This is a genomic window from Stenotrophomonas terrae (genome assembly GCF_001431465.1).
Classification (GTDB): Bacteria; Pseudomonadota; Gammaproteobacteria; order Xanthomonadales; family Xanthomonadaceae; genus Stenotrophomonas; species Stenotrophomonas terrae.
In genome coordinates, this window is sequence record NZ_LDJJ01000012.1 from 1 (window position 1) to 13,249 (window position 13,249).

Consider the following 13,249-nt stretch of genomic DNA (forward strand, 5'->3'; position numbering starts at 1 on the left):
CCGTCGCCGCCATCGCAGTGGTGCTGGCCGGCCTCCTGCTGGCACGCATTGGCACAGTGTAAAGCGTAGTGCCGAGCCATGCTCGGCAGAGGCCTTCCCAGCAATGCCCACTGTAGTGCCGAGCCATGCTCGGCAGAGGCCTTCCCAGCAATGCCCACTGTAGTGCCGAGCCATGCTCGGCAGAGGCTTTCCCAGCAATGCCCACTGTAGTGCCGAGCCATGCTCGGCAGAGGCCTTCCCAGCAATGCCCACTGTAGTGCCGAGCCATGCTCGGCAGAGGCTTTCCCAGTCTGCCCGCAGGAGCGACGTGAACCGCGAAGCAACAACTGCATCAGCCCGCAAAGAGCCTACCCCTCCCCAACCCTCCCCTTCGCTGCGCGAAAGGGAGGGAGCGTAGTGCCGAGCCATGCTCGGCAGAGGCTCTCCCGGTAATGCCCCTGCCGAGCATGGCTCGGCACTACAGGGCACTTGCCTCAGCCCTCGGCCGCTACAAACCCACCGGTCTGCCGCGCCCACAGCCGCGCATACAGGCCACCGGCTGCCACCAGTTCGGCGTGCGTTCCGGTTTCAACGATACGCCCCTGGTCCATCACCACCAGCCGGTCCATGCGCGCGATGGTGGACAGGCGATGGGCAATGGCGATGACCGTCTTGTCGCCCATCAACTCGTCCAGGCTGTCCTGGATGGCCGCTTCCACTTCCGAATCCAGTGCCGATGTCGCCTCATCCAGGATCAGGATTGGCGCGTCCTTCAACAATACGCGGGCGATGGCGATGCGCTGGCGCTGGCCACCGGACAGCTTCACCCCGCGCTCGCCGACATGGGCGTCATAACCCTGCCGGCCCTGCCCGTCCACCAATGAATCAATGAAACCATCGGCACGCGCCTTGGCCACGGCCGCGCGTAGCTGTTCTTCGGTGGCGTCGGGGCGGCCATACAGCAGGTTGTCGCGGATCGAGCGGTGCAGCAGTGACGTGTCCTGGGTAACCACGCCAATCTGTGCGCGCAGGCTGTCCTGGGTGACATGGGCGATGTCCTGGCCATCGATCAGGATGCGGCCGCTCTCCAGGTCGTACAGGCGCAGCAGCACGTTGACCAGGGTGGACTTGCCCGCGCCGGATGGCCCGACCAGGCCGATCTTCTCGCCCGGCTTAACCGCCAGGTTCAAACCCGCCATCACCCCGCCGCGCTTGCCGTAATGGAAGTGCACGTTCTGGAAATCCACCGCGCCAGCAGTGACCACCAGTGGCTTGGCATCGGCCGCATCCTGCACGCTCAGCGGCTGGGCAATGGTTTCCATGCCGTCCTGCACGGTGCCGATGTCTTCGAAGATGCCGTTGATGGTCCACATGATCCAACCCGACATGTTGTGGATGCGGATCACCAGACCGGTGGCCAGGGTAATCGCGCCAACACTGATCAGAGAGCCCTGCCACAGCCACAGCGCCAGGCCGCAGGTACCCACGATCAGGAAGCCATTGAGGATGGCGATCACCATCTCCAGGCCAGTGGTGATGCGGGTCTGCGCGCGGTGTTTGTCCGCCAGCTCCTGGATCGCTTCGGCGACGTAGCGCTGCTCGTGCCCGCTATGTGCGAACAGTTTGAGCGTGGCGATATTGGTATAGCCATCAACGATGCGACCCATCGCCCGCGAGCGTGCATCGGAGGCAATCCAGGCGCGGTGCTTCATGCGCGGCACGAAGTACACACCTATACCCACGTAAGCCACCATCCAGATCGCCAGCGGCAGCATCAAGCGCCAGTCCACCTGCGCGAACAGGTACAGCGCGGTGCCGGTATAGACCACGATGTACCACATCGAATCCACCATCTGAACCGCCGATTCGCGCAGCGAGGTGCCGGTCTGCATCACCCGGTTGGCGACGCTGCCGGCAAAGTCGTTCTGGAAGAAACTCAGGCTCTGTCGCACGACGTGGTTGTGCATCAGCCAACGCGAACGGTTGCTCAGGCCAGGCACGATGGCCTGGTTGACCAGCAGGTTGTGCAGGGCCACCAGCACCGGCCGCGCCAGCAGGGTGATGCCTGCCATCCACAGCAGTTCGCCTGCGTTGCGCTGGAAGAAACCCGCGCCGGCGCCATCGCCCAGCATGTCGACGATACGGCCAAGGAAGTCGAACATCGCCACTTCCACCAATGCCAGCAGCAGGCCGGCGATCAGCGTAGCCAGCAGTACCGGCCATACCGGGCGCAGGTAATGCAGGTAGAAGCGCACCACGCCGCGCGGCGGCGTGCGGGTGTCGACCGGCGGGAAAACGGGAATCAGGGATTCGAACCAACGCAGCATCGCCACGGCCTGTAAAACCAGAACAGGCCGCGATTGTCCCATCGCGGCCTGTGTTGTGTCTGTCTAGGCGATGTCTGGATGTGCGGTTGTGTGGTTGCGGGAGCGGCGTCAGCCGCGAAGCTGATACCGCTCCCACACCCCTGATCAATCGCAAACTGATGATCCATCTGCTTCGCTGCTTACGCCGCTCCTACAACCCCCGTCAATCCGCCTTGGGCTTCAGCAGCAGGTCCTGGAAGTCGAAGCTGAAATCGGTCAAGGACGACACCGCCTGCATGCGTACCTCGCGGACCTTGCCATCCGGGTCCAGGCTGAAGTTGACGAAAGCATCGGCGTTGAGCGAACGGTTGTCCCAGCGCACGATGAAGGTGTCGTGCTGCCAGTGTTCCATCGTGCCGACCAGATCGGCGGTGGCACCAAAGCGCAGGCGCAGCTTGCCGCCCTGCTGTTCCACAAACACATCGCCGTACCAGGCATCACGATAGGCGCCAGCATAGGAGGACAGCGGCAGCGAGGGCTTGCTCCTGGCATCACGCGCGGCCACATGCTTGTCCCAGGCTTCGTCGGCATTGCCCTGCGCCTTGGCGACGCCAGCGGCATAGGCGGCCACCCAATCATTGCCCTGCGCGCCGAGCATGGCATCGAGCACGCTCATGGTGATCGCGTTGAAAGCAGCGCCGGATTCCTGGTTGGTCAACACCACCACACCCAGGTTCTGCTCAGGCACCAGGGTCAACCGCGACACCTGACCAGGCCAGCCACCGGTGTGCCAGACCAACTTCTGGCCACGGTAATCGCTCAAACTCCAGCCCTCGCCGTAACCGGCGAAGTTCGGCCGTGCAGCGGCAAGCTCCGGCACCGACGGCTTGGGCACCACCTGCGGGATCTGCATCTGCCACATCTGCTGCTGGGTCTTCTCGCTGAACAGCGGCGTGCCATCGGCGAGCTTGCCCTCGGCCAACTGCACGTTCATCCACTTGGCCAGGTCATGCACGCTGGAATAGATGCCACCGGCGCCCGCATTGTTTGACCAGGTCAGCGGCGGTACCGGGCGCAGATCCTTGAAGTCGAACTTGGCGTGGCCAACGGCGGCCTTATCGCCCGGCTTGAGGTGGTCGGCGTTGTAGCGGGTCTCCGCCATGCCGACCTTGTCGAAGATGCGTTGCTGCAGGAAGTCGGCATAGGACAGCCCGGATACCTTCTCGATCACCTGCTGGGCAACCGCATAAAGAATATTGTCGTAGGCGTAGCGGTCGCGGAAACCATTCTTCAACGGCACCTGCGCCAGCCGCGCCACCACCTCGGCGTTGCTGTAGCGCGTGGTCGGCCAGAACAACAGATCGCCCGCGCCCAGGCTCAGGCCGCTGCGGTGCGAGAGCAGGTCACGAATGCGCATTTCGCCGGTCACATAGGGATCGGACATGCGGAACGACGGCAAGTGATCGACCACCCGGTCGTCCATCTTCAGCTTGCCGTCTTCGGCCAGCAGGTTCAGCGAGGTCGCGGTGAACGCCTTGGTATTGGAGGCGATGGCGAACAGGGTATCGGCCTGCACCGGCTCCGGCTTGCCCAGCTCGCGCAGGCCCCAGCCACGCTCCAGGATCACCTTGCCATCCTTGACCACGGCAACCGCCACGCCCGGCACGTCAAACTGCTGGCGTACCCGTTCCACTGTCGCGTCCAGCTGCTGCAGTTCCGACGGCGCTGCCTCCTGTGCAACCGCCAGCGGTGCCACCACGCCCATCGCGAGCATCAGCCCGCCGCCCAACCAACTATTCAAAGTGCGCTCCCTATGGATCGATACCGGCTCCGCGCCGGCCTTCTCGCGATGGTAACGCGAGCGCGCCCACCCTCGCCTTTCCGCAACTGCCCGCCCGCGACCATGGACCTCGCCGCCCGCACCACCGCCACCATCATTCCCTGCCTGCGTTACCGCGATGCGCCCGCGGCCATCGACTGGCTGTGCAAGGCCTTCGGCTTCCAGCGGCATGCGGTGTACCAGGATGGCGAGGTGGTTCACCACGCGCAGCTGGTGTTCGGCAACGGCATGATCATGCTGGGTTCGGTACAGCCGGGCGAATGGGGCAGCAACATGATCCAGCCCGACGAGGTCGGCGGCATGGAAACGCAGAGCGCCTGCGTCATCGTCAACGATGCCGACGCCCACTACAGCCAGGCCAAGGCCGCAGGGGCGGAGATCGTCATCGACATTGCCGACCAGGCCTACGGCGGCCGCGGCTACGCCTGCCGCGATCCCGAAGGCCATCTATGGTGGTTCGGCAGCTACGACCCCTGGACCCCGAACGCGTAGTGCCGAGCCATGCTCGGCAAAGGCGTTCCACGTGCCGCTAGCCCACATGTAGTGCCGAGCCATGCTCGGCAGAGGCGTTACACCTAGCCCCACCAGTCGCGGGCTTTGAATGTAGTGCCGAGCCATGCTCGGCAGGAGCATTGCGCGTACGATTGAGCTTGCTGGTAAAGCCCCTGCCGAGCATGGCTCGGCACTACAAGGAGTAGTTGCTACATTAGTAGCTTCGCGGCTTACGCCGCTCCTACAACAGCCAAGGCGTTGTCTTGAACGATCTCTTTGCCAGCACCGCGCACGCACCCGGCGTCCATATCGGCATCGGTGGCTGGAACTATGTGCCCTGGCGCGGCGGCACCTTCTACCCGGTCGGGTTGGTGCAGCGCCGTGAGCTTGAGTTCGCCAGCCAACAGCTGACCAGCATCGAGATCAACGGCACCTATTACGGTGCGCAGAAGCCGCATATCTACGCCGGCTGGCGCGATGCCACGCCCGAAGGCTTCGTGTTTTCGGCCAAGGCGCCCAAGCGCATTGTCACCGCGCGCAAGCTAGCCGCTACCGGCGGGCAAGTAGAAGACTTCATCGACGGCATCAGCCATCTCGGCAACCGGCTGGGGCCGCTGGTCTGGCAGTTCGCAGCCGGGCGCACGCCGGACCGCGACGATCTCGCTGACTTCCTGCAGCTGCTGCCGCAGCAGGTCAACGGCCGCCGCCAGCGGCATGCGCTGGAGGTACGCGATCCCGACTGCTTCGATGCCGAACTGGTGGCGCTGATCCGCCAGCATGGCATCACGCTGGTCTATACCGATTCCACCGAGCATCCCAATGCTGCCGACCTGTCCGGCGACTTCGTCTATGCACGGTTGATGGGCAGCCGCGATGAACATGCCAACGGCTACCCCCCGGCCGAACTGCAGCAGTGGGCCAAGCGCGTCCAGCACTGGCGCAAGGGCGAGGACGTCGCCGATCTACCGCATCTGGCAGCGCCGTTGCCCGCGGCCGCACCACGCGAGGTTTTCCTCTACTTCATCAGCGCCGCCAAACACCGCAATCCAGCGGCGGCACGCGCACTGCAAACCCTGGTCGACAAAAACTGAATCCTGCGCAGCAGCCATTGCCATCGGCATCAGCGACAATAGCGCGATGCCTACCAACGACAACCGCAAAGCGCTGCTGCAGATCCACTTCTGCGTCCTGTTATGGGGTGTCACTGCCATCCTCGGCAAGCTGATCACCCTGCCGGCGTTGCCGCTGGTGTGGTGGCGCATGTTGCTGGTGGTGGCGATGTTGGCGCTGCTGCCGCGGGTATGGCGCGGCCTGTCCAGCCTCAATCTGCGGCTGGCGCTGGGCTATGCCGGCATCGGTGCGCTGGTCGCGCTGCACTGGCTCACCTTCTATGGCGCGGTGAAGCTGGCCAACGCCTCGGTGGCGGCAACCTGCATCGCGCTGGCACCGGTGTTCACCTCCATCATCGAACCGTGGATCGCGCGACGTCCGTTCCAGATGCGTGAGTTGGCGCTGGGCGTGGTGGTGCTGCCAGGTGTCGCGCTGGTGGTTGGCGGCGTGCCTGATGGCATGCGTCTGGGCGTGGCGGTAGGTGCCGCATCTGCACTGCTGGTTGCCCTGTTCGGTTCGCTCAACAAGCGCATGGTCGGCCATGCCGACCCGCTCACCGTGACTGCGGTGGAGCTGGGTGCCGGCACCTTGACCCTGACCCTGCTGGCTCCTGTACTGCCGTTCCTGCTGCCGGCTCTGGCCAGTGACCTGTGGGTGCTGCCCAACCTGCACGACGGGCTGTTGCTGCTGGCCCTGTCCGGGCTGTGCACGCTGCTGCCGTTTGCGCTGGCGCTGGTCGCGCTCAAGCACCTGAGCGCCTACACGGTGCAGCTGGTCACCAACCTGGAACCGGTCTACGCGATCCTGTTGGCGATGCTGTTCCTCAGCGAACAGCACGAGCTGACACCGCAGTTCTATCTGGGCGTGGCGATCATCCTTGGCGGCGTGTTCCTGCACCCGCTGCTCAATCGCCTGCGACCGGCAGCGGCGAGTACCGGCTCGATCTGATCGGTTGGTTGGCCGGTCGGCCGTGGTAGCCCGGGTAAGCGCAGCGCACCCGGGGTTTGCTTGAGGCATGAGCCAAGGTGTTTCGGCGAGGTAGTCTCGGCACACAACGCGATGTCTGCGCCACTGTGAGCTTCCCGGGTGCGCTGCGCTTACCCGGGCTACGGAACTGGCTGCACGACGTGGCTCAGCTCGCCACGACCACCCGGTCGCGGCCCTGCGCCTTGGCCTGATAAAGGGCGGCATCGGCGCGGCGCAGGGTTTCGGCCGAGCTTTCGCCCACACGGTGCACCGCCAAGCCGATGCTGACCGTGATCGGTAGGCCGATCGGCAGCAGGCTGACCGATTCGCGCAGGTATTCGCACTGCAGCTCTGCCTGCTGCAAGGGCGTGTCCGGCATCAGGATCACGAATTCCTCGCCGCCATAGCGGGCAGCCATGCCGCGCGCGGAGAACTGCGACTTGAGCACGCCGGCAAGCTCGGTCAGTACCTGGTCGCCTTCGCCGTGCCCGTGAATATCGTTGACCATCTTGAAGTGATCGATGTCGACGATCGCCACCGCCGGGGCGGCCTCGCCTGTACGCCCGATGGCGTCGGTGAGCGCGGCAGCCAGGGCGCGCCGATTGGGCAAGCCGGTCAGCGGATCGGTGCGGGTCTGCTCGGACAGCTCCAGGTTGGCCTGTTCCAGCTGCTGGTAGTACTCGAGCAGATGCGCCTCGTACCAATCGTGCTCAGCCTGATGATGATCGATCTCAATACGCAGCAGGCGCATTTCCATCATCCGGCTGACCTGGCGAGACAGCGCGCGCAGGGCATCGGCCTGCGGGGCGCCCAGATCGGACGGCACCGAGTCGAACACGCATAGCGAGCCCAGCGCATAGCCATCACTACTCAGCAGCGGCGCACCTGCATAGAAACGGATATGCGGATCGCCCAGCACCGACGGGTTGCCGCTGAAACGCTGGTCCTGACGGGCGTCGGCCACCACCATCAGTTCCTCTGGCTTGAGGATGGTGTGGGCGCAGAAAGCTTCGTCACGCGGTGTCTGTTCGCCCTCCAGGCCCTGCAGTGACTTGAACCATTGCCGATCACGATCGATCAGGGTCACCGCGCCCATCGGCGTACCGCAGATGGTGCGGGCGATGCTCACTAGGTCATCGAATTCCTGCTCGCGTGCGGTATCCAGCACGCGATAACGCTGCAACGCGGCAAGACGTTCGGCTTCATTGACGGGCAACGCAGGCTTGATCATGCACGGCTCCGAGGCGGCAGGATGGAGAGCGCAGCAGAGTCTAGCCGCACCGCGCGCAAGGCGCGGTGATTACGTCACACTTACCACTGCTGCTGTTGCACCAGCTCACCAGTGCTGCCGGTGCGGCAGCTCACCACTGCTGCTGTTGCGGCAGCAGGCCGCGCAGTTCCTGTTCGCTCAGGTTGCGCCATTGGCCCGGCTTCAACGCGCCAATCTTGACGTTATCGATGCGGACACGGCGCAGCTGGGTGACGCGGTAGCCGAACTCGGACGCCATCAGCCGGATCTGCCGGTTCAAGCCCTGCTCCAGAATGATGCGGAAGCCGTACTTGGCAATGCGGCTGGTACGGCAGGGCAGCGTGGTCTCGTTGTGGATGCGCACGCCGCGCGCCATGCCGCGCAGGAATTCGTCGGTGACCGGCTTGTTGACGGCGACCAGGTACTCCTTCTGGTGGCCGTTCTCGGCGCGCAGGATCTGGTTGACGATATCGCCATTGCTGGTCATCAGGATCAGGCCCTCGGAATCCTTGTCCAGGCGGCCGATCGGGAAGATGCGCTGCTCATGGCCGACGAACTCGACGATGTTGTCCTTGACCGCGCTCTCGGTGGTGCAGGTGATGCCCACCGGCTTGTTCAGCACGATATAGACATGGCGGCGGCCGGTGCTCTTCTGCACCGCACGGGCGCGCAACGGCTGGCCGTCAACCTTGACCTCGTCGCCCTCGCCGACCACGGCGCCAGTGCCGGCGACGACGCCGTTGACGGTGACGCGACGGGCAGCGAGCAGGCGGTCGGCCTCGCGGCGCGAACAGAAGCCGGTTTCGGCAATGTGCTTGTTGATTCGGATTGTCATCGGCGAATTATCCGCCATCCCCCGCAGCGGGAACAGCGGGCGCAGATGCGGTGTTCAGGCCACTTCCTGGATATCGCGCGCGTCCACCACCTGGTCGCGGCCGCTGCGCTTGGCCTGGTACATGGCATTGTCGGCACGCCGCAGCAGCGCTGCCACGTCGCTGTCGCGGTATTGCAGCTCGGCCAGGCCGATGCTGGCGGTCACCACCAGGCCTTCGTGCTTGAGCCCGCGCGCCTGTGCGGTGACCTTCTCGCGCAGCTGCTCCAACCGCGGCCGTGCGGCGTCCGCGCCGATTCCCGGCAGCAGGATCAGGAACTCCTCGCCGCCCATGCGGATCACATCGCTGCGGCTTCGCACGCCGGCCAGCAAGGTGCCGGCCACCGACACCAGCACCTCGTCGCCGCCATCGTGGCCGTAGCGGTCATTGATCTGCTTGAACAGGTCGATATCCAGGAAGCCGATCGACAGCGGCTGGCCGGCGGCCTTGGCCTGGGCCATGTAGTGCTCGAGCTGGCGCAGGCCGGCGCGGCGGTTGGGCAGGCCGGTCAGGGTGTCGGTATCGGCCAGTTCGCGCATTTCATCGCGCTGCTGGCGCAACTGGCTGAGGCTGCGGTTGAGCGAGTAGGCCGACATCATCAGGAACCAGGTGACCGAGACCTGGATCGCCTCGACCCGGAACTCCACCAGCAGGCGGCTGTCCATCAGGTCGGCCAGCGCCATCACCAGCAGCGGAATCGCCGCCACCAGACCATCCAGCGCCTGGAAGTAGCCTCGCCGCAAGGCGACGATGGCGATACCCACCGATACCATGCAGATCAGCGTGAACAGGTCGTCCAGCGCCTCGCCCATCCATGCCAATACGTTCCATGGCATCAGCGGTGCGGCCAGTGCCACCAGCGCCAGCACGATCATCAGCACCTGCATCCAGCGGCGCGAACCGCGCAGCACCCAGCGCCCACCGCACATGCGCCATAGCACCCAGCCCATCACCGCATAGCTGAGCGCGGACACCGCCACCATCCATATCGGCGCATGCAGGCCCACCGGCAGCCATGGCTCGGGATAGCCGCTGAGCCCGCTCAGCACGGCCTGCCAGACCACCAGCAGCGCACAGACCAGGGTATAGATCAGGAAATCGCGTCCGCGCGTAGTGGCAAAGCCCATCAATGCCGACAGCGCCAATGCCAATGCGATGGCCACGCAGGCGGTGCGGACCACCAGTCGCAAGGTGTCCTGCTGTTGCAGCGGGCTGGGCGCCCCCAGGTGCACGGTGGGAATCCAGCGCGGCTTCAGCGGTGACTCCCAGGCCACCCGGATCGGCTCCACCGTGCCGCGTTTGGGCACCACCACCAGGCCGACACCGGCGCGGAAACGGGAGTCGCGGGTACGCGCATCCTGCATGTCGCCACATACCTGGCGGTCACCATGGAAGATCATCACCTCGCCGGCAAAGACGTTGAACACGCCCACGCCCTGCGGCGCGCCCGACCAGCCCCCTTGGGGCGCGGGGATTTCAATCGCTGGTCGCATCCGCGCCAGGGCTTCGGCGCTGCAGGCACGAAGCGGCGCCTGTTCGGAGGTTGCGGCACCGGCTATCAGGTAGTCACGGTCAACCTGCAGCGGTTGCGCCGCACCCAGCAACGGCCAGACCGTGAAGCACACCACCAGCAGCACGAGCACGGTCCATCCACGCCTGAGCCTGCCAGCAACCGCCCCTCCCGCTTCTTCCATGACCTTCCCTTTCGCGTTCCCCGACGCGGACAGGCGGCATTATCGCAATAACCCAGCGCAAGCAGTACGTGAAGGTGGTCGCGGCTTGAACTTGTTGCCCCGGGCTGTCCTGGCAGCCCCGCAAACAGCCAAAACAGACAACCCCGGCAGGGCCGGGGCTGTCTGGTGAAGCATTGGACTGACTGGATCAGTAGTTGCGCGGGCCGCGCGGCTTGAAGCCACCCGGACGCGAACCACCCGGGCCACCTGGGCCGCCCGGACGGGGGCCGCGCGGGCCACCCGGACGACCGCCCGGCTTGCCGTCGCCCTTGTCGAAGCGCGGCTTGAACGGCGTTGCGGAGCCGCCCTGGTCTTCGCCTGCTTCCACCTTGCGCATCTGCAGCTGCTGGCCGGAGACCCAAACCTTCTTCAGGTGCTGCAGCACGTCGGTCGGCATGTCTGCCGGCAGATCCAGCACCGAGTGACCGTCATGGATGTCGATGCGGCCGATGAAACGGCTTTCCAGACCTGCTTCGTTGGCGATCGCGCCGACGATGTTGGCCGGCTTCACACCATGGGTGTGACCCACTTCAATGCGGTAGGTCTCCATGCCGAACTCCGGCGCGCTGCGCGGCGGCATTTCGCGACGCGGACGCGACTCGAAATCACCCTCGCCACGCGGCGGGCGCGGGGCGCGCTCGCCATCGTCCTGGCGCGGTGCGCGCTCAAAACGCGGCTCGAAACGGGCCGGGCGATCGCCACGGTCACCACCGCGGTCATCACGGCGATGGAAACCACCGTCACGGGCCGGGCGCTCGTTGCGGTCATTGCGCTCGAACGACTGCTCACGGCGCTCACGCACCGGCGGGGTCAGCAGGAACGGGGAATCACCCTGCAGCAGCTTGGCCAGTGCAGCGGCGATATCGATGGCCGGCACGTTGTGCTCACCTTCGTAACGCTGCAACAGGTCGCGGTAGAAATCCATGTCGCCGGCAGCCAGGGTCTGGCTGATGCGGTCCATGAACTTGGTCACGCGGTGATCATTGACTGCATCCACGGTCGGCAGCTGCATTTCTTCGATCGGCTGGCGGGTAGCGCGCTCGATCTGGCGCAGCATGCCCTTTTCGCGCGGGGTGACGAACAGGATCGCCTCGCCGCTGCGGCCGGCACGGCCGGTACGGCCAATGCGGTGCACGTAGCTTTCGGTGTCGTACGGGATGTCGTAGTTCAGCACGTGGCTGATGCGCTCCACGTCCAGACCACGGGCGGCCACGTCGGTGGCAACCAGGATGTCGAGCTTGCCTTCCTTCAGCATGGCGATGGTGCGCTCACGCTGCGCCTGCTGCATGTCGCCATTGATGGCGGCTGCGGCCAGGCCACGCGCCTGCAGCTTGCTGGCAAGCTCCTCGGTGCCGGCCTTGGTACGCGCGAAGATGATCATCGCGTCGAAGGTTTCCACTTCCAGGATGCGGGTCAGCGCGTCCAGCTTGTGCATGCCCGCTACCCACCAGTAACGCTGGCGGATATTGGCCGAGGTGGTGGTCTTGGACTGGATGGTCACTTCCACCGGCTCGCGCAGGTAGGTCTGCGCGATGCGGCGGATCTGCTGCGGCATGGTGGCCGAGAACAGCGCGACCTGACGGGTTTCCGGCAGCTTCTTGAGCACGGCTTCGACGTCGTCGATGAAGCCCATGCGCAGCATTTCGTCGGCTTCGTCCAGCACCAGCGTCTTCAGCTCGGACAGATCCAGGGTGCCGCGATCAAGGTGATCGATCACGCGGCCCGGGGTACCGACCACGACGTGCACGCCGCGGCGCAGGGCCGACAGCTGCTGGCCGTAAGGCTGGCCGCCGTAAACCGGCAGCACGCGGAAGCCCGGCATCGATGCCGAATAGGTCTGGAACGCCTCGGCGACCTGGATGGCCAGTTCGCGGGTCGGAGCCAGCACCAGCACCTGCGGCTTGGTGGCGGAAAGATTGATATTGGACAGCACCGGCAGCGCGAAGGCGCCGGTCTTGCCGGTGCCGGTCTGCGCCTGGCCGAGCACGTCGCGGCCTTCCAGCATTGCCGGAATGGTGGCAGCCTGGATCGGCGACGGGGTCTCGTAACCGACTTCGGCCACTGCCTTCATCACAGGCTCGGATAGGCCGAGATCTGCAAACAGCAGCGGCGCGGGGGTATCTTGGGACATGGTAACTCCGGGGGCACCGCCGCGAACGGGCGGGCGAAAAGACGCATATTGTGCGCTCTAAACAGCTCTGCTGTCGCGCATGGCAAGATTTGCGTTCAGCTTACGAACACAACCGGCCGCCGCTTGGCCCCTGTTGGAGCACCCGCACGGGTCGCCGATGACGCACAATACCACTCGTTTTTATCCGTGAACACCATGCAGACCATCGAATTTGAACTTGACCGCGATTACGTGGAACTGAAGCAGCTGCTGAAACTGGCCGATCTGGTCACCAGCGGCGGCGAGGCAAAAATGATTATTGCCGATGGCCAGGTCAGCGTGGATGGCGTGGTGGAGCTGCGCAAAGCCTGCAAGATCCGTGGCGGCCAACAGGTTGTGCTGGGCGATGTCTGCATCAACGTGCTCGCCGATCCAGACCCGGATGGCGACCACGATGAGGACGAAGACGAAGACGAGTGATACAGCCGCGGCTGTAGTGCCGAGCCATGCTCGGCAGGGGCCTTCCCGACGCCCCGTCAGCGCCACGAGAACTGCGTGAACCGTAGGAGCGGCGTAAGCCGCGAAGCCTGCG

At 65.0% G+C, this 13,249-nt stretch carries 10 protein-coding genes; 4 read left to right on the top strand and 6 right to left on the bottom strand.

Translation table 11 applies throughout. The annotated features are described in order from the left end of the window. Nucleotides 1-473 precede the first annotated feature (473 nt). A complete protein-coding gene (locus ABB27_RS04575) occupies nt 474-2,306 on the bottom strand; it encodes an ABC transporter ATP-binding protein (protein WP_057627052.1) in 1,833 nt (610 codons plus the stop codon). A 202-nt stretch (nt 2,307-2,508) separates the two neighbouring features. Next, entirely contained in the window at nt 2,509-4,086 is a 1,578-nt protein-coding gene (locus ABB27_RS04580) for a serine hydrolase (RefSeq protein ID WP_425477485.1), read from the bottom strand. 102 nt (nt 4,087-4,188) lie between these two features. Between ABB27_RS04580 and ABB27_RS04585 the strand changes: the two genes are divergently transcribed. The 3 genes from ABB27_RS04585 to ABB27_RS04595 all read left to right on the top strand — a co-directional run bounded on the left by ABB27_RS04585 (nt 4,189) and on the right by ABB27_RS04595 (nt 6,675). Next, a complete protein-coding gene (locus ABB27_RS04585) occupies nt 4,189-4,617 on the top strand; it encodes a VOC family protein (RefSeq protein ID WP_057627053.1) in 429 nt (142 codons plus the stop codon). A 263-nt stretch (nt 4,618-4,880) separates the two neighbouring features. After that, on the top strand, nt 4,881-5,708 hold the full coding sequence (locus ABB27_RS04590) for a DUF72 domain-containing protein (protein WP_057627054.1): 828 nt from the start codon (nt 4,881-4,883) through the stop codon (nt 5,706-5,708). A gap of 46 nt (nt 5,709-5,754) precedes the next feature. Continuing rightward, the gene (locus tag ABB27_RS04595; RefSeq protein WP_057627055.1) at nt 5,755-6,675 is read left to right on the top strand and encodes a DMT family transporter; all 921 of its coding nucleotides are present in this window, start codon (nt 5,755-5,757) and stop codon (nt 6,673-6,675) included. A gap of 184 nt (nt 6,676-6,859) precedes the next feature. On the opposite strand, the gene ABB27_RS04600 is transcribed toward ABB27_RS04595, so the two are convergent. From ABB27_RS04600 to ABB27_RS04615, 4 genes are all read right to left on the bottom strand, one after another. Continuing rightward, complete coding sequence (locus ABB27_RS04600) at nt 6,860-7,924, bottom strand: sensor domain-containing diguanylate cyclase (protein WP_057627056.1); 1,065 nt, start codon at nt 7,922-7,924, stop codon at nt 6,860-6,862. 130 nt (nt 7,925-8,054) lie between these two features. Further along, nucleotides 8,055-8,777 carry a pseudouridine synthase gene (locus ABB27_RS04605; RefSeq protein WP_057627057.1) on the bottom strand — a complete coding sequence of 241 codons (723 nt, stop codon included), beginning with the start codon at nt 8,775-8,777 and terminating at the stop codon, nt 8,055-8,057. Between the two features lie 54 nt (nt 8,778-8,831). After that, nucleotides 8,832-10,457, bottom strand: coding sequence for a sensor domain-containing diguanylate cyclase (locus ABB27_RS04610; protein ID WP_244479137.1), 1,626 nt, complete (start codon nt 10,455-10,457; stop codon nt 8,832-8,834). A 238-nt stretch (nt 10,458-10,695) separates the two neighbouring features. Then, the gene (locus tag ABB27_RS04615) at nt 10,696-12,678 is read right to left on the bottom strand and encodes a DEAD/DEAH box helicase (protein ID WP_057627059.1); all 1,983 of its coding nucleotides are present in this window, start codon (nt 12,676-12,678) and stop codon (nt 10,696-10,698) included. Nucleotides 12,679-12,873: 195 nt separating this feature from the next. Between ABB27_RS04615 and ABB27_RS04620 the strand changes: the two genes are divergently transcribed. Then, a complete protein-coding gene (locus tag ABB27_RS04620) occupies nt 12,874-13,137 on the top strand; it encodes an RNA-binding S4 domain-containing protein (protein WP_057627060.1) in 264 nt (87 codons plus the stop codon). Nucleotides 13,138-13,249: the final 112 nt, after the last annotated feature.

Excerpts from the sequence above, each read along its gene's own strand:
- ABB27_RS04575 (WP_057627052.1), bottom strand. The coding sequence starts at position 2,306 with ATGCTGCGTTGGTTCGAATCCCTGATTCCCGTTTTCCCGCCGGTCGAC.
- ABB27_RS04585 (WP_057627053.1), top strand. The coding sequence starts at position 4,189 with ATGGACCTCGCCGCCCGCACCACCGCCACCATCATTCCCTGCCTGCGT.
- ABB27_RS04595 (WP_057627055.1), top strand. The coding sequence starts at position 5,755 with ATGCCTACCAACGACAACCGCAAAGCGCTGCTGCAGATCCACTTCTGC.
- ABB27_RS04600 (WP_057627056.1), bottom strand. The coding sequence starts at position 7,924 with ATGATCAAGCCTGCGTTGCCCGTCAATGAAGCCGAACGTCTTGCCGCG.
- ABB27_RS04605 (WP_057627057.1), bottom strand. The coding sequence starts at position 8,777 with ATGACAATCCGAATCAACAAGCACATTGCCGAAACCGGCTTCTGTTCG.
- ABB27_RS04615 (WP_057627059.1), bottom strand. The coding sequence starts at position 12,678 with ATGTCCCAAGATACCCCCGCGCCGCTGCTGTTTGCAGATCTCGGCCTA.
- ABB27_RS04620 (WP_057627060.1), top strand. The coding sequence starts at position 12,874 with ATGCAGACCATCGAATTTGAACTTGACCGCGATTACGTGGAACTGAAG.